This window comes from Saccharothrix sp. 6-C (assembly GCF_016695385.1).
Classification (GTDB): Bacteria; Actinomycetota; Actinomycetes; order Mycobacteriales; family Pseudonocardiaceae; genus Actinosynnema; species Actinosynnema texasense.
The window spans coordinates 3,959,790-3,975,583 of the sequence record NZ_CP064192.1 but is presented as its reverse complement, the minus strand read 5'-3'; the positions used below and the strand labels follow the sequence as shown (position 1 = coordinate 3,975,583).

14 protein-coding genes are annotated in these 15,794 nt (G+C 70.8%); 8 read left to right on the top strand and 6 right to left on the bottom strand.

Translation table 11 applies throughout. The annotated features are described in order from the left end of the window. Positions 1 to 242: 242 nt before the first annotated feature. The 3 genes from IOD16_RS17010 (at position 243) to IOD16_RS17000 (ending at position 1,927) form a co-directional block, all read left to right on the top strand. A complete protein-coding gene (locus IOD16_RS17010) occupies positions 243 to 647 on the top strand; it encodes an STAS domain-containing protein (protein ID WP_170184932.1) in 405 nt (134 codons plus the stop codon). A 66-nt stretch (positions 648 to 713) separates the two neighbouring features. Next, positions 714 to 1,208 (top strand): hypothetical protein, encoded by a 495-nt coding sequence (locus IOD16_RS17005; RefSeq protein WP_201440836.1) that lies wholly within the window; start codon positions 714 to 716, stop codon positions 1,206 to 1,208. 89 nt (positions 1,209 to 1,297) lie between these two features. After that, a complete protein-coding gene (locus IOD16_RS17000; RefSeq protein ID WP_123741648.1) occupies positions 1,298 to 1,927 on the top strand; it encodes a LysE family translocator in 630 nt (209 codons plus the stop codon). 6 nt (positions 1,928 to 1,933) lie between these two features. Here IOD16_RS17000 and tsrT read toward each other — a convergent pair whose 3' ends face one another. Continuing rightward, on the bottom strand, positions 1,934 to 3,646 hold the full coding sequence (tsrT, locus tag IOD16_RS16995) for a tryptophan 2-C-methyltransferase (RefSeq protein WP_201440835.1): 1,713 nt from the start codon (positions 3,644 to 3,646) through the stop codon (positions 1,934 to 1,936). Positions 3,647 to 3,726: 80 nt separating this feature from the next. On the opposite strand from tsrT, the gene IOD16_RS16990 reads away from it, so the two are divergent. The 3 genes from IOD16_RS16990 to IOD16_RS40350 all read left to right on the top strand — a co-directional run bounded on the left by IOD16_RS16990 (position 3,727) and on the right by IOD16_RS40350 (position 7,387). Continuing rightward, positions 3,727 to 3,981 (top strand): hypothetical protein, encoded by a 255-nt coding sequence (locus tag IOD16_RS16990; RefSeq protein ID WP_201440834.1) that lies wholly within the window; start codon positions 3,727 to 3,729, stop codon positions 3,979 to 3,981. Positions 3,982 to 4,422: 441 nt separating this feature from the next. Further along, positions 4,423 to 6,816 (top strand): DUF4082 domain-containing protein, encoded by a 2,394-nt coding sequence (locus IOD16_RS16985; protein ID WP_201440833.1) that lies wholly within the window; start codon positions 4,423 to 4,425, stop codon positions 6,814 to 6,816. 295 nt (positions 6,817 to 7,111) lie between these two features. Next, the gene (locus tag IOD16_RS40350; RefSeq protein ID WP_442978107.1) at positions 7,112 to 7,387 is read left to right on the top strand and encodes a hypothetical protein; all 276 of its coding nucleotides are present in this window, start codon (positions 7,112 to 7,114) and stop codon (positions 7,385 to 7,387) included. Here the strand turns inward: IOD16_RS40350 and IOD16_RS16980 are convergent. Both IOD16_RS16980 and IOD16_RS41005 read right to left on the bottom strand, forming a co-directional pair. Continuing rightward, positions 7,366 to 8,067: a hypothetical protein gene (locus IOD16_RS16980; RefSeq protein WP_201440832.1), complete on the bottom strand. Its 702-nt coding sequence runs from the start codon at positions 8,065 to 8,067 to the stop codon at positions 7,366 to 7,368. The two genes, IOD16_RS40350 and IOD16_RS16980, sit on opposite strands and share 22 nt — an antisense overlap. Before the next feature lie 60 nt (positions 8,068 to 8,127). After that, positions 8,128 to 8,262: a hypothetical protein gene (locus IOD16_RS41005; RefSeq protein ID WP_268957720.1), complete on the bottom strand. Its 135-nt coding sequence runs from the start codon at positions 8,260 to 8,262 to the stop codon at positions 8,128 to 8,130. A gap of 207 nt (positions 8,263 to 8,469) precedes the next feature. Between IOD16_RS41005 and IOD16_RS40345 the strand changes: the two genes are divergently transcribed. Together IOD16_RS40345 and IOD16_RS16970 are read left to right on the top strand one after the other, a co-directional pair. Beyond that, on the top strand, positions 8,470 to 8,835 hold the full coding sequence (locus IOD16_RS40345; protein WP_236595046.1) for a GNAT family N-acetyltransferase: 366 nt from the start codon (positions 8,470 to 8,472) through the stop codon (positions 8,833 to 8,835). A 74-nt stretch (positions 8,836 to 8,909) separates the two neighbouring features. Continuing rightward, positions 8,910 to 11,180: a catalase gene (locus IOD16_RS16970; protein ID WP_201440830.1), complete on the top strand. Its 2,271-nt coding sequence runs from the start codon at positions 8,910 to 8,912 to the stop codon at positions 11,178 to 11,180. A 48-nt stretch (positions 11,181 to 11,228) separates the two neighbouring features. Here the strand turns inward: IOD16_RS16970 and IOD16_RS16965 are convergent, their stop codons facing one another. The 3 genes from IOD16_RS16965 to IOD16_RS16955 form a co-directional block, all read right to left on the bottom strand. Continuing rightward, positions 11,229 to 13,514: a PQQ-dependent sugar dehydrogenase gene (locus tag IOD16_RS16965; RefSeq protein WP_201440829.1), complete on the bottom strand. Its 2,286-nt coding sequence runs from the start codon at positions 13,512 to 13,514 to the stop codon at positions 11,229 to 11,231. A 184-nt stretch (positions 13,515 to 13,698) separates the two neighbouring features. After that, a complete protein-coding gene (locus IOD16_RS16960) occupies positions 13,699 to 14,577 on the bottom strand; it encodes a bile acid:sodium symporter family protein (protein ID WP_201440828.1) in 879 nt (292 codons plus the stop codon). 217 nt (positions 14,578 to 14,794) lie between these two features. Next, the gene (locus IOD16_RS16955) at positions 14,795 to 15,793 is read right to left on the bottom strand and encodes a class I SAM-dependent methyltransferase (protein ID WP_201440827.1); all 999 of its coding nucleotides are present in this window, start codon (positions 15,791 to 15,793) and stop codon (positions 14,795 to 14,797) included. Position 15,794 lies beyond the last annotated feature (1 nt).

The window sequence follows — 15,794 nt, the reverse complement described above, 5'->3', positions numbered from 1 at the left end:
GTCGCGGTGTTCGCCAAGATCACCGCTTCGGCGGCGTAGCCCGTTCTCGTCACCCGATCGAGCGGTTCCCGAGGCGTCCGGGACCGTGCGCTCCGGCGCGCGGCCTGCACTGCTCCGGAGCGGCGGCTTGGTCATCAGTGTGCCTTTGAGCTGCGCATTTGAGAAGTGGCGAGTACGGTCGGGTGACGCAGCGGGTTGAGTCAGAGCCACTGCCTTCTTCACCCCCGAGGAGGCTGCGGACCGTGATAACCGAACCTTTCGGCCACTCGTTCAGGGTGGACCGCCAAGTCCACGGCTATGCCGTCGTGGTCCGCGTCGCCGGCGAGGTCGACGCGCTGACCGTCAGCGAGCTGAAACACGAGATCGCGGTCGGCCTGGCGTTGGCCACCCCGCCCGCCCCGGTGGTGGTGGACCTCAGCGAAGTGGACTTCTTCGCCGCCGCGGGCCTGAACGAACTGCACCGCGGGCACCTGGCGGCCAAGGCGGCAGGCGTGCAACTGCGCGTGGTCGCCGGCCACCGCCACGTCCTGCGACCGTTCGAGATCAGCGGCCTGGACCAGGAGATCACGCCGTGCCCGACGCTGGCCGAGGCACTGGTGGTCCGCACACCGGGCGACGCCCGCCGCTTCGCCCTCCCCACCACCTGATCCCTCTCGCACCAGTCCTCCCGGTGGACCTCGTCCCCGGGCGGGCTCACGTTGTAGCGTTCGGTCATGTCCGGACCGGGTTTCGTCGAGGTGAACCCGGTCGGCCGCGGCTCGAACCCGCTGTGGCGACTGATCAGCGCGGTCATCCTGGCCACCGGCCCGGTGATCGCCGCGTTCGGCTACGTCGACGGCGGCGCCGATTCGGCGCAGCTGTACGTGGGTGGTGTGCTGTCGCTGTTCCTGGTGCCGATCGGGATCGGCGCGTGGCGCGCCACCACCCGGGCCCGGAACCGGCTGCTGCGCCTCGAAGCCATCGGCCTGCCCGCGACGGGCGAGGTCCTCACGGCCGAGAACGACGGCGGCGAGGTGACGAACATGATCCTCACCGTGCGGATCAGCGGCCCCGGGACCCCGCCGTTCGAGACGACCGTCACCACCCAACCCGGCCCGGGCACCAAGCCCGGCAGCAGGCTGACGGTGCTGGTCGACCCGGACGACGGCACGTTCCTGATCCGGGACTTCGAGGACGCGGACTTCCTCTCCGGCTCCCACGACCACTAGAACCGCCCGCCGGGCCCGTGCGTCCGCTCCCTCAAGGCTCCCTCGGCGCTGCGTGGCCGGGGTCGCTCCGGGGGAGTAAGGATGGGTGTATGACGTCAGGGCTCCTGTCCTACCTCGGGTTGTGCCTGCTGATCACCGTGACGCCGGGGTTGGACACGGCCGTCGTGGTGCGCAACGCACTGCGGGGTGGCACGCGCGCGGGACTGTGGACGGCAGTGGGCTGTGCGGCGGGGTTGTTCGTGCACGCGTTCGTCGTCGCGATCGGGCTGGCCGGGTTGCTGCTGCGCAGCCAGTTCGCCTTCGACGTGGTCCGGTGGGGTGGCGCGGTGTTCCTCGTGCTGCTGGGGCTGCGGTCGCTGTGGGTGGCGCGCAGGCCGGTCGCGCCCGCTCCCGGGCCGGAGCAGGAAGGCGGGCGGTGGGGTCGGCACGCCCCCGTCGTCCAGGGGCTGATGACGAACCTCACCAACCCCAAGGCCACGCTGTTCTTCCTGGCCGCCCTGCCGCAGTTCGTGCCCGTCGACGAGTCGGGCCGGGCGGTGCCGGTCGCGGTCGGCCTGGCCGTGATCGCCGTCCTGTTCAGCCTCGCCGGGCTGGGGCTGGTCGCGGTGGGCCTCGGTCGGGCGCGGCGGTGGCTGGATTCGCCGCGGGCGCGGCAGGCGCAGGAAGCCCTGCTCGGTGCCACGCTGGTCGCGCTGGGCGTGCGGGTCGCGTTGGAGTGAGCGGGCTCAGGCCCCGGCGGGCACCACGATGCCCTTGGCCCTGGCCTCCTCGATGATCGAGTCGCGGTCGCGCCACCGGGACCAGAAGGCGCCGCGGTACCCCAGCTGCACCATGCTCGTCAGGAACGGGTTGTCGGCGTAGTTGTTGTCGTGCCTGCTCAACCCCGGCGCGGTCGGCAGCATCACCCGCGGGTAGTCCCGTTCCGGGATGTGGTCCCACATGAACCGCAGGGTGTTCAGCCACCGCCCGTCCGGCCGGGACAGGGTCTCCTCGTCCTCGGGCAGCTGGGGCGAGAAGTAGTACACCGGCCGGAAGCCGCCGGAGGGCTCGAACAGGAACTGGCGCTCGTACTCCACCACGCTCGCGCACTGGTCGATCGTCTTCAGCACGATCGGCTCGGTGGCGGTGTTCGACTGGAGGCCGCGCACGGTGCGCTCGCCCGAGCACTGCCGGGCCAGGTCCATGCCCAGCGGCGAGTACGGGAAGGCGCGCAGCCCCAGGGTGAACCCGGCCACGGTGGCGTCCAGCGCCATGATCCGGTCGATGCACTCGCGCAGGGTGTCGAGGGTTTCGCCGGGCATGCCCAGCAACACCTCGACCATGGTCAGCATCCCGCGTTCACGGGCCAGTTCGACGACGCGCACGGTGTCGTCGAACGTGTAGTACCTGGTGCCCTTGGCGGTGACCTTCCAGCCGCTGAGCAGGTCCTCCCGGACGTGGTCGGGCGCGACGTTGACACCGCGGCAGCCGGCCGCGACCAGCAGGTCGGCGAACTCCTCGTCGAAGGGCGCGGGCTGCGAGTAGATCCACAGGCGCAGCGAGTGCAACGGCGACGAGGAGTCGGTGTCCTTGCGGCGCGCGATCTCGCGCAGGACCGCCTTGCTGTTGGCGATCGACAGGTTGAACTCGCTGTCGGTGGTGTGCAGGTCGTGCACGCCCTGCGCGGTCAACGCCTCGACCTCGTCCACCACCGCGGTCACGGCGCGGCGCGCGAAGCCGTTGCCCTTGGCGTCCGGTTCGACGCAGTGCGCGCAGGTGAAGGGGCACCCGTTCTTGGTGAGGATGTTGCCCAGGCCGCCGTGGTGGTAGTGGGCCAGGTTGTCGACCTTGTGCTCGACGCCCGACCGCCTGGTGTAGGCGGTGCCGCGGTTCGCCTGCCAGGCACGGCTCTCCCCGTGCCCGGCGTGGGCGAGCGGGGACGTCGGCAGCTCCGCGGACACCGGCACGCGAGTGACCGCGCCGCCGCCCTCGTTGACGATCAGGCCGGGCACGTCCCGCGGCGAGCCGCCGGTGAGCAGCGCGTCCGCGAGCCGGCAGATGATCAGCTCGCCCGGCCCCTTCACCCCGTAGTCCACGCCGAAGTAGTCGACGAGCGCGAAGGGCATCGACGAGAACCCGACACCGCCGACCACCAGCGGCGCGGAGGTGAGGCGCCGGATCTCGGTGATGATCTCGCGGTGCTCGCCGACGAACACCTTCTGCTCCTGCGGGTAGATCGTGTCGGTGTTCCGCACGGTCACGCCGACCAGCAAGGGGCGGCGGCGGTCGAAGTACCCGGCCAGCGCCGCCCGCCACTCGTCCCGGTGGAAGTTCAGGTCGACCACCTCGACGTCGAACCCCGATTCCTCCAGGGACGTCGTCAGGATATCGAGCGCGTATGGCGTGATGGTCGGCCGAATCTTGTTCGGGTTGACCAGGGTGACCAGAGCACGGCCCATGTCAGGAAATCCCCCGCATTCCGTCATCGCGACAACGCACAGGCTACGCAGCGGCACTCTTGTTGTCAGAGTCCGTAAGAGTGATGGCCGAGGTGGTCACGCTTTACCCGACGTGTTCATTCCAGATCGACGGGAACGTGCGAATATTCCGCCCGGCGCGGGATTCGGCTCGTCAGCTCATTCTGAACCGATCACCGGGTCGGAAGGGCCGCGTTGCCTCCGCGGAGACCGCGGCACTCGATCGTGCCGACAAGACGGTGATCGATTACATCGACCGCCACGACGATCTTCTTCACCTCCAAGCGCCGTCCCGCCTCGGCACGTGCCGTCCGTGACCGGCCGCCATGCCATGATCTGCGCCCACCCGTCTGCTGGGACGCGTGCGCGGGCTCCAGCGCCGCGTTCGGCTCCTAACCCGATGCACCCCGACGCGCCCGGCTCGACTTCGGGTGTCCGGGCAAAACGAGCGCCGTTCAGCCGGAAAGGCTATTTCGAGCGGCTGAACTCCGAAGTGCTCCAGGGCTGCCTGGGTGCGCCCATAAGGTCGATTGTCGATGGCAAGGGCGGTCTTTGCGCGGTGGTCGGGGCGACCGAACGGGTGAGGACGTTGTCCCAGGTCCGACCTGGCCTGATAGGTTGCTCGGACGTTTTCAGGTCGGCCGCGTCGTTCGGTGTCACCCGCGTCACGCATCTGTCGGTATTCGGGGGCTCATTCTTTTCTCGGGGGAGTCGTGTCGGCACAACAGGAAAGACCTCGCAGATCCCGGCTGTCGTCGATGCACGCCCTCGTGGTGCTCGTGCTGGCGGCAGCATCCATCGTGGCGGTCGGCGACGCCCGACCGTGGCCCGTGCACGCGCAGCCCGCCGCGACAGCGCTGTGCGACGCGCCGGTGGTCAACGAGGTGGCCTGCGAGAACACCAAGGCGGGCACATCGGACTGGCAGGTGAGCTACCGCGACCCGTCCATCGTCGGTTTCACCACGGACATCAGCGCCACCCCCGGCAGCCGGGTCGACTTCAAGGTCAAGACCAGCGCGACGGCCTACCACGTGGACGTCCACCGGCTCGGCTGGTACGGGGGTGCCGGGGCGCGGTTGATCGGCTCGACCTCGCACAGCGGCGCCTCGACCCAGCCGGCGTGCCTGCACGGCACGGACGGCAGCGCGTTGATCGACTGCGGTAACTGGGCGGTGTCGGTGAGCTGGGACGTGCCGCTCGACGCGGTGTCGGGCATCTACTACGCGCGGCTGCGGCGCGACGACAACGGCGCGATGAACGAGATCGTGTTCGTGGTGCGCGACGACACCAGCACCTCGAAGATCCTGTTCCAGACCTCCGACTCGACCTGGGTGGCCTACAACCGCTACGGCGGCAACAGCCTGTACTTCGGCGACGGCCCCGGCCAGGGCGGGCAGGCCTACAAGGTCAGCTACAACCGCCCGTACACCGGCGGCGACGGCGAGGACAACTTCATCTTCAACGCCGAGTACCCGATGCTGCGCTTCCTGGAGCGCAACGGGTACGACCTCAGCTACACCACGGACGTCGACTCGGCCCGGCGCGGCCACCTGATCAGGAACCACCAGGTGTTCATGGCCGTCGGCCACGACGAGTACTGGTCCAACGAGCAGCGCGCCAACGTGGAGGCGGCCCGGGACGCGGGCGTGCACCTGGCGTTCCTGACCGGCAACGAGATCTTCTGGAAGACCCGGTGGGAGAAGTCCATCGACTCCTCCGCCACCGACTGGCGCACACTGGCCTGCTACAAGGAGACCAAGGGCACGCAGAACGACGGCCTGGACGACTGGACCGGTACCTGGCGCGACCCGCGCCGCAGCCCGCCCCAGGACGGCGGGCGACCCGAGAACGCCTTGTTGGGCAGCTTGTTCATGGTCAACGGCCGCCGCACCGACCGGCTCCAGGTGCCCGCCGCGTACGGCAGGATGCGGCTGTGGCGGCACACCGACCTCCAGCAGATGGTTGCCGGCAGCACCCATTCCTTCCAGCCGGGCACCCTGGGCTACGAGTGGAACACGGTGCCGGACAACGGGTTCCAACCCGACGGCGTGGCGAAGATGTCGTCGACGACCGTGGCCCTGGACGGCGCGTACCTCTTGAAGAACCACGGTGACCTCTACGGTTCGGGGACGGCGACCCACTCGGTCACCTATTACCGGCACCCCGGCGGGTCGCTGGTGTTCGGCGCGGGCACCGTCCAGTGGGCGTGGGGCGTGGACGACGAGCACGCCTACCTGACCAACACGCCGACCTCCGACGTCCGACTGCAGCAGGCGACCGTCAACTTCCTGGCCGACATGGGCGTGCAGCCCGCCACGCTCCAACCCGCCCTCAGCGCGGCCACCGCGAGCACCGACACCGCGCCGCCGGTCGTGGCGGTCACGACCGTGCCGGTCATCTCCACCGTGGGCGCCGCCTACAGCTTCTCCGGCACGGTCGCCGACGCGGCCGGTCAGGTCGCGGGCGTGGAGGTCTCCACCGACGGCGGGTCCTGGCACCCGGCGGTGTGGCAACCGGGTCGCGGGACGTGGAGCTACACCTACACCCCGGCCAGGTCCGGTCCCGCGGGCCTGCGCGTGCGCGCGGTCGACGATTCGCTCAACCTCTCCGCGCCCGTCACGGCCACGCCCACCACATCGGCGCGGACCTGCCCGTGCGGCATGTGGACCAACGACGACCGACCCGCGGAACGCGAGTTCTCCGACGGTTCCGCCCTGGAACTGGGTGTGAAGTGGCGTGCCGGGCAAAGCGGCTACGTGCGCGGTGTGCGGTTCTACAAGAGTTCCGGCAACACCGGCAGGCACACCGGCAGCCTGTGGACCTCGACCGGTCAGCGCCTGGCCACCGGCACGTTCACCGACGAGACCGCGAGCGGCTGGCAGACCCTCCTGTTCGCGACCCCGGTGGCGGTCGAGGCGGACACCACCTACGTCGTGTCCTACCTGACCCCGACCGGCCGCTACTCCGCCGACATGGAGTACTTCAGCCACTTCAGCCGCCGGCGGACCCACCTCGAGCCGCTCACCGCGCTGCCGAGCAGCGTCGACGGCCCCAACGGCCTGTACCGCTACGGTGGCGGGTTCCCCGACCGGAGCTCTGAAGACTCCCACTACTGGGTGGACGTCGTCTGGGCGCGGACGGCCGGCGGCTGAGCCGACACGGTGCGAGCCGCGGAACGTGCGTCGGAGCCGATGTGATCCGCTTCCGGGATCTTGTTCGGGTGTCAGAGTCCTGGCTGGCGGCGGCCTCCCGCTCACGGTCCTGCTGACCGGCGGCAACCGCAACGACGTCGTCGGTGGTGGTCAGGAGCCGCGGTCGGTACGAGCCGCCGAAGCCGTCGGAAAGGCGACCAGAGGTTTCGGCGTGGGCAAGAAGGTGCTGACGGCGGCGGCGTGCCCCTGGCCGTGATGCTCACCGTCGCGAACCGTAACGACATCACCCAAACTGATGCCGCTGATCGACGCCGTCCCGCCTGTGCGCGGACGGGTGGGACGACCACGGCGCAGATCTGACCGGCTGTTCGCCGACCGGGCCCACGACCACGACAGGCGCCGCCGGCAACTCCGGACCAGGAACATCAAGCCGGTCATCGCCCGCCGCAGGGCCGGACATGGCCTCGCGCTGCTGCACTGGTTCCGCCGCCTGCGCATCCGCTGGGAAGTCAGCGACGACATCCACACGTCAGGAGTTCTCAGGACCAGTCAGCCCAGGGTGCTCACGTAGGCCAGGGCGGTCAGGGTGGGGAGGGTGGTCAGGGTCAGCAGGACCGATTTGCGGGTTGGGCGGGGGCCGTCGAAGGCTTGGCGGAGGCCGGTGGGGAGGAAGGTGGCGCACAGGGCCGCCACGGCGATCACCGAGGTGATCTCGGTGCCTTTCAGCACGCCCAACGGGAGCAGGCACGTCAGGGCCAGGGCGGTGGCCCGGAACGGGCCGAGGACGCGGCTGCGGTACGCGGCGAAGGCCAGGACCGGCCAGCCGAGGAGGATGGTGAACGAGACGAAGCTGAACAGGTGTAAGTCCTGGTAGGACTGGCTGACCAGGTCGGTGGCGAACGTCGCGCCCTCCCGTCGGACCAAGCCGTGGGCGGCCTGGTCGATGCCCGCGTGGAACGTGCGTTCGAACAGGCCCACGAGCACCAGCGCGGCGCCCCAGCTGGCCAACGCCGGACGTGTCTGCCCGATCCGGTGTGCCAACGAGAGCACCGCGGGGGCGAGCAGCACGGTCCCGGCGATCACCAAGGTGTGCGCCGCCGCCATCCGGGCAGGCTGCTCGGTGACGGCGATCAACTGCTGGGGGAAGAAGTAGTGGTACGGCAGGCGCAGCAGCGTTCCGGCGAGCAGCAGCACCGGGCCGAGGATCAGCGCGGCGGCTCCCAGCCCGCGGCCGGGGAAGGTGTAGGTCATGGGGTAGACGATCTCAACGGGTGGGTTGGGGGACATCGGTCCGCGGTCCGGAGTTCGGGGTCAGACCGTGGTCCGATGCCGCCGCACGAACGGTCGGTCGGACAGGGCCACCTCGTCGATCGGCCCGGCCGCGCGCAGCACCACGTCGAGGGCCCGCGCCGGGTCGGACAGGCAGACCTGGCTGAACCAAGCCATGTTCGCCTCCACAACGACGAGCGACGCCCGCGGGCGCCCGGTGGACCCGCCAATCCCACGTCCACCACGACCGCGCTGGGCAGCGCGGCGGCGAACGCGCGCACCCGGCCGCGTCGCTCACCAGCACCGCGGTCGCCCGGCAGCTCACCGCCGCACGAGTACACCCGCGCGGGGAAGCCCTTGCCCGACGGCGGCCGACCAGGTCCGGTGGCAGGCGGGTCGACCAGTCGTCGGCCGGTTCGAGCAGGCCGAGACCGAGGTCGACGCGGTCGGCGAACAACGCAAGTCAGCGGGCATCGCCTCGGGTGGGTCACGGCGCGCGACGACGATGCCCTGATCGGGTTCGTCAACGTCGCCTGGGACGGTGCGATCCACGCCTTCATCCTCGACACCCTCGTCACGGCCACCGCACGCCGTCAGGGCGTCGGACGGCAACTCGTCGCCACGGCCGTGGACGGCGCGCGGGCCGCGGGCTGTGAGTGGCTGCACGTCGACTTCGACGACCACCTCGAGCAGTTCTACTTCGACGGCTGCGGGTTCCGGCCGACCAAAGCGGGCCTCATCGCCCTGTGAACAACACAGAGTCACCGTGTGTAGGACGCGCCAGCCCGGGTAGTCGGCGTGGGACTGCCGACGAGGAGGAGCACGTGGACGCGTTCAAACCGGCCAAGGTCGTGAAGGAAGCGCTGGACAAGGCCGCTGAGAAGGTCGCCGACCTGGTCACCCCGCCGGTCCCCGGGACGCCGGGCAGCGCGCCGCCCCCGCTGGACCCGCCGGACGAGCCGCAGGGGCCGTTGCCGCGCAAACCGGACCAGGCGTCGCCCCAGACGCGGAGCGCGACCGGCGCGGAGACCGGCGCCCCGGCGGACGCGCGGGAGCAGCAGGGCGAGTACCTGACCACGTCGACGGGCACGCGCCTGTACGACACCGACCACTCGCTCAAGGCAGGTGCGCGCGGGCCGACACTGCTGCAGGACCACCACCTGCGGGAGAAGATCACCCACTTCGACCACGAACGCATCCCGGAACGGGTGGTGCACGCCAGAGGCGCCGCCGTGCACGGCGTGTTCGTCGGCTACGGCAACGCCACGAACGTGTGCAAGGCGGGTTTCCTGGCCGAAGGTGTGACCACCCCGGTGTTCACCAGGTTCTCCACGGTCGTGGGGTCACGGGGTTCAGCCGACACGGTGCGTGACACCCGTGGTTTCGCCACGAAGTTCTACACCGCGGAGGGCACCTTCGACCTGGTGGCCAACAACATCCCGGTGTTCTTCATCCAGGACGGCATCAAGTTCCCGGACATCATCCACGCCGCCAAGCCGCACCCGGACCGGGAGATCCCGCAGGCGCAGAGCGCGCACGACACGTTCTGGGACTTCGTCTCCACCCACACCGAGGCCACCCACCACGTGATGTGGCACATGTCCGACCGGGGCGTACCGCGCTCCTACCGGATGATGGAGGGTTTCGGCGTCCACACGTTCCGCCTGGTCAACGCGGAGGGGCAGACGTCGCTGGCGAAGTTCCACTGGAAGCCGAAGCTGGGCGTGCACTCGCTGCTGTGGGAGGAGGCGCAGCTGATCGCGGGCGTCGACCCGGACTTCCACCGGCGGGACCTGTTCGACGCGATCGAGTCCGGCGCGTTCCCGCAGTGGGAGCTGGGCATCCAGGTGTTCCCGGACACCCCCGAGCAGACCTTCGAGGGCATCGACCTGCTCGACTCGACCAAGATCGTGCCGGAGGAGCTGGCGCCGGTCCAGCCGATCGGCATGCTCACCCTCAACCGCAACACCACCAACTACTTCGCCGAGACCGAGCAGGTCGCCTTCCACGTCGGCCACCTGCCGCCGGGCATCGACGTGACCGACGACCCGCTGCTGCACGCGCGCCTGTTCTCCTACATCGACACGCAGCTCAGCAGGCTCGGCGGGCCGAACTTCAACCAGATCCCGATCAACCGGCCGCACGCGCCGGTCAACGACATGCTGCGCGACGGGTTCCACCAGCACGCCGTGCACAGCGGCGTGGCGCCGTACAAGCCGAACACGCTGGACGGCGGCTGCCCGTTCATGGCGGGCCTGGAGACCGGCGCGTACGTGGAGTTCCCGGCGCCGGTGGCCGAGGGGGTCAAGGAGCGCCGCGCGCCCGCGTCGTTCGCCGACCACTTCACCCAGCCCCGGCTGTTCTACCGGAGCCTGAGCCCGGTGGAGAAGGAGCACCTGGTGCGGGCGTTCACGTTCGAGCTGGGCAAGTGCTACGAGCAGGCGATCAAGGAACGTGAGCTGCGCGTGCTGGCCAACGTGGACGCCGAGCTGTGCGCCCTGGTGGCCGCCGGTCTAGGGCTGCCCGCGCCGGAGGCGACCGAGCCCGCGGCCGAGGTGGCGCCCAGCCCGGCGGTGTCCCAGATCGGGCAGGTGTGGCCGCCGGACGGCCGGCTGATCGGCATCGTGGTCGACGCGGACGACCCGGCGAGCCTGGACGGCCTGCACGCCCTGCGCCAGACGATCACCGCGGGCGGCATGGTGCCGCTGCTCATCGCCGCGCGCGGCGGTCAGCTGGACGAGGGCCTGGTGGCGCAGAGGACGTTCTCCACCGCCCGCTCGATCGAGTTCGACGCGTTGCTGCTGGCCGCCGCGCCGCCGCCCGCCCCGGACGCGATCCCGGCCCGGGACGACAAGGCCGGCGCGCCCGGCGCGGCCGTCGACCCGCGCGTGGTGCTGATGGTCCAGGAGTGCTACCGGCACGCGAAGGTGATCGGCGTGTGGGGCAACGGCGAGGCGGCCCTGCTGGAGGCCGGGTGCTCGGCCGGTGACCTGGGCGTCGTGGCCGGCGAGACCCCGGCGGACGTGTTCGGCGAGGTCCAGACGCTGCTCGGCGAGCACCGGGTGTGGGACCGGTTCCCCGCGACCATCGCCTGACCCGACGACGACCGGCCGCGGACGGGAGTCCGCGGCCGGTCTGTCACGTCAGCACAGGCACAGCGAGTAGTTCGCCTGGTACGTCGTCGCGGTCGCGGGCGCGGTCACGTTGTGCGTCTGCGCCCCTCCGTCCGACCAGCTGGTGAACCCGTAGCGGAAGATCAGCGCGCCGCCTTGCGGGCTCGGCGCGCTGACCGAGTTGTTCGAGCCCGCGATCACCGTGCGGGTGAACGGCGTGGTCTGCGCCGTGCCGCCGACGCTGAGCTGCAAACCGCTCGGGTTGGACGTGAACGTCAGCGCCACCGTCCGCGGGTCGAGCTTCGTCGTGGTGCTCTTGGTGCGCCCCGACGAGTCCGTGGCGGTCAGCGTGAGGTCCAGGTACGACGGGTACTCGTGGTCGGGCGCGATGAACGAGCCCGACGCCACGCCCGTCCAGTTCTGCACCACGTGCTCGTGGCACGAGCCGCTGGTCGCGCAGTGCTGGATGCTCAGCTTCCAGCTCAACGCGGACGCGGGCAGCGCGCCGTCCTGCGGGTCGGTCGCGTGGCCCGTGAACGGCACGTTCTGGCCCACCGACCAGTTCAGCGGCGCGGTCGGCGTGTCGATCACCGGCACCGGGTCCTGCGCGACCGGTGTACCGACCGTGACGGTGACCGAGGTGGTGCCCGACGCGCCGGACTGGTCGGTCACCCTCAACCCGACCGCGACCGCGCCTTGGGTGCTGTAGGTGCGCGTCGGGGTGGCGGAGGTGGAGTCGTCGTACTGCCCGTCGCCGTCGAGGTCCCACGCGTAGCTCAGCGTGTCACCGGGGTCCGGGTCGGTCGACCCGGTCCCGCTGAACTGCACGGCCAGCGGCGCGGGCCCGGACTGCGGGGTGGCCGTGGCGACGGCGGTCGGCGCCTGGTTGCCGGTCGGGTAGGCGACCCGGCGCAGCTGGCCCGCGCCCAGCGCCAGGTAGAACAGGTCTCCGCCGGGACCGGTGGTGATCTGCACGGGGACGTTCACGCCGGTGACGAACGGCACCAGCTTGGCCGGGTCCGGCTGGCCCGCGGTGGTCTGCATGGCCCAGATGCAGCCGCGCGAGCTGTCGGCGAAGAACAGCGCGCCGTCGTAGGCGGGCGGGTAGTTGCTGCCCGCCTCGAACGCGATGCCGGAGATCGACGACCCGCCGGTGGGGCACGGGTCGGTCGCCACGACCTTCGCCGAGTGGTTGTAGGCGTAGTACGGCGTGGTCTGGCCCGCTCCGGTGTACAGCGACTCGCACAGGGTCAGGTTCGCCCCGTCGTAGCCGCCCTGGCGCGCCGAACCCTCGTAGCAGGGCCAGCCGAAGTTCTCCGCCGTCGCGTCGTTCACGTCGGGGATCCGGTTGACCTCCTCCCAGGTGTTCCAGCCGACGTCGCCCGCCCACAGCTCCTCCGTGCCGGGGCGGAAGGCGAAGCGGAACTGGTTGCGGAAGCCGTGGGCGATGACGCGCCGGGCGTTGGCGTCGGCGCTGCCCGCGAACGGGTTGCCGGGCAGGCCCGCGCCCGTGTCGGGGTCGATGCGGACGATCGAGCCGTCGAGGCTGACCGGCTCGCCGGCCGGGCGGCGGATCGACTGGGAGCGCAGGGCGCCGCCACGCGCGGTCGGCGCGGTCAGGTTCGTGCCCGCGGGCGACGGCGGGTCGGCGCACGGGTTGCCGACCTGGCCGTAGTCGGTGAAGTTGAAGCTCGCGCCGTCACCGCCGCCGACGTAGAGACCGCCGTCGGGTCCGAAGACGACGGTGCCGATCGAGTGGCTCGGGTACTGCTGGCACCAGTCGGTGACGAGCGGCTGCTCGGCGGTCATCGTGCCGCCGGCGCCCGCGGTCAGCTTGGAGACCCGGCCGGTCACCACGCAGCCCTGGTCGGTGGCGCCGGGCGGGGTCGGGCACTGGTCGCCCCAGCGCGGGTGCGTGCCGCCGGGCACGGCGTCGTAGGTGTAGGCGACGTAGACGTACGGGCGGGTCGGGAACTGCGGGTCGACGGCCAGGCCGAGCAGTCCGCGGTCCCAGAAGTCCTGCGTCTGCGGTCGGAGGTCGGCGAACACGGTCGCGGTGGTGTCGGCGAGCGAGTCGAAGACCTTGATCAGGCCGCTCTTCTCGGCGATGAACACGCGGCCGTCCGGCGCGAACGAGACCGCGGTGGGCGCGGTGAGGCCGCCGATGGCGAGGGTGTCGGTGAAGCCGGCCGGCACGGCGGCGGAGGCCGTCGGCGGGAGTGCCACCGTGGTGGCGGCGACGACGAGAGCTGCGGCGGCCACGGCGGTCACGCGTCTCGAACGCGGCTGGAGCTGTGCGCGGCGGAGTAATCGCATAGTCCGTTTCAGTCCCTTCGTGACACTTTTGGGTGAGCACGGAAGGGTGACATGCGGCTGCTGATTACGCACTGCTTTGCCGGGCTGGTATTACGGGTACCGCTCGGTCTCATCCGAGCGGACTATCGATCACCCCGATAAATCGGCTCAGCCGTGATCCGTCCGGCGTACGGGCGCTCGGCGTTCAGTCCAACGCGGCGTCACGCGCGGCCCGCCCTCGGGTCAGGAGGAGCCCGGCCACCGCGGCGAGCGGGAACATCACCACCGCGTAGACAGCGGCGGGCACGGCCAGCCGTTCGCTGCCGAGCACGCTCACCGCCACCGTGATCGCCAAGGTGCTGTTGTGCACGCCGACCTCGAACGCGGACGCGATCGCCTGCCGGTGGCCGACCTTGCCCAGCCGGGGCAGCAGGTAGCCGACGGCGAGGCTGAACGCGCAGAACAACGCGCTCACCAACCCGACCGCGGCCATGTACTCGGCGGTGTGCTCGATCTCGGCGACGATCGTGCCGACGATCACCACCACCAGCACCACGCCCGAGACGATGCGCACCGGCCGGTCCGCGCGGTCGGCGAACGACGCGGACGCCCGGCGCACCAGCATGCCCAGCACCACCGGCACCAGCACGAGCGCGAACACCTGCACGACCTTGCCGAACTCCAAGCCGACCACGCCGTCCGCCGTCGGCTCGAAGTAGTCCAGGGCGAAGTTCACCACCAGCGGCAGCGTGATCGCCGCCACCACGGAGTTCACCGCGGTCAACGTGATGTTCAGCGCGACGTCGCCGCGGAAGAGGTGGCTGAACAGGTTCGCCGTCGTGCCACCGGGAGAGGCGGCGAGCAGCATCATCCCGACCGCCAGCAGCGGGTCCAGGTCGAACGCCAGCACCAGCCCGAAGCACACCACCGGCAGCAGGAGCAGCTGGGTGGCCAGCGCGATCGCCACCGCGCGCGGCGTCCGGGCGACCCGGGCGAAGTCGGCGACCGTCAGCGACAGCCCGAGCCCGAACATGACCACGGCCAGTGCGATCGGGAGGCCGACGCTGGTCAGGGCGGAATCCACGGCGATCACCTGCGTCTCTGCGTCGAACCCGGAGTCGGAAAGCGAATACTGCCCCAGAACGGGGCGAATCGGGAGAGGGGATCTTGCGCTTCGGACAGTGATCGGGTGGTGACCGCGGCCGGGCACATCGACCGCCCGGCGTGTCCTGAGCGTTCAACTCGGGTGTTCCGAACGTAGGACACGGGTGTTCCGGACGTAGGACACGCGCGGTTGGAGGTCAGGGTTTGCGGGCGACGAGGAGGGACTGGCCCGGCGAGGTGGCCAGGGGGTGGGGCACCGGGCTGTCGAAACCCGCTGCGGTGAGCCAGGCGGTGATCTCGGCGGTGCCGTAGACCTGACCGCCCTGGCCGTGGAAGAGGTTGAGGCTGAAGACGCGGGCGAAGGCGTCGGACGCCTGGTCGGGGGAGTGCTCGTCGTGTTCCAGCAGGACCACCGCGCCGCCGGGCCGCAAGGCCGAGGCGACCCGGGTCAGCAACGCCCGGTTCGCCTCCGCCGGCCGTCCGTGGACGACGTTGAACAGCAGCACGGTGTCGTAGTCCTCGCCCAGGTCCAGCGCGTCGTAGTCACCGGCGCGCAAGGTGATCCGCCCCGACAGCCCCGCCTCGGCGACCGCCGTCGCGCCCACGGCCAGCGCGTCGGGCAGGTCGACGACGGTCGCGCGGAGCGAGGGGTGCGTCGCGCACAGCCGGATCGCGTGCTTGGCGTGCCCGCCGCCCACGTCCAGCAACGTCGACCCGACCGGCACGATCGACGCCACCTCCGGCGCGATCGCGTCGGCGTGCCCGGACAGCATGCCCTGGAACCGGCGCAGCACGTCGGGCCGTTCGGCGAGCCACGCGTAGAAGTCGATCGCGGGCTTGCCGGTGCGCACCGACTCCTCCAAGCCCTCCCACGACTCGAACAGCACGACCGACCAGAACCTGTCCACGTCGGCGTAACCGCCGCCCGCCAACCACTTCGCGGTGTCGTCGGTGTTGGCGTACCCGTCCGGCCCGCCGGTCAGGTACCCGAACGACACCAGCGCCTCGGCCAGCAGCCCGGTGCCCCGCGGGTCCGCGCCCAGCGCGGCGGCCAGCGAGCCCACCGGACGCGGTCCGTCGGCCAGGGCGTCGAACACACCGAGCCGCAACCCCGCCGCGACGGCCCGGTAGCCCGCGGTGGCGAGCAGGTCGTGGAACGAGGGCGGGCCGTCGTCCGGTCCCAGGTGCAGAGGCATG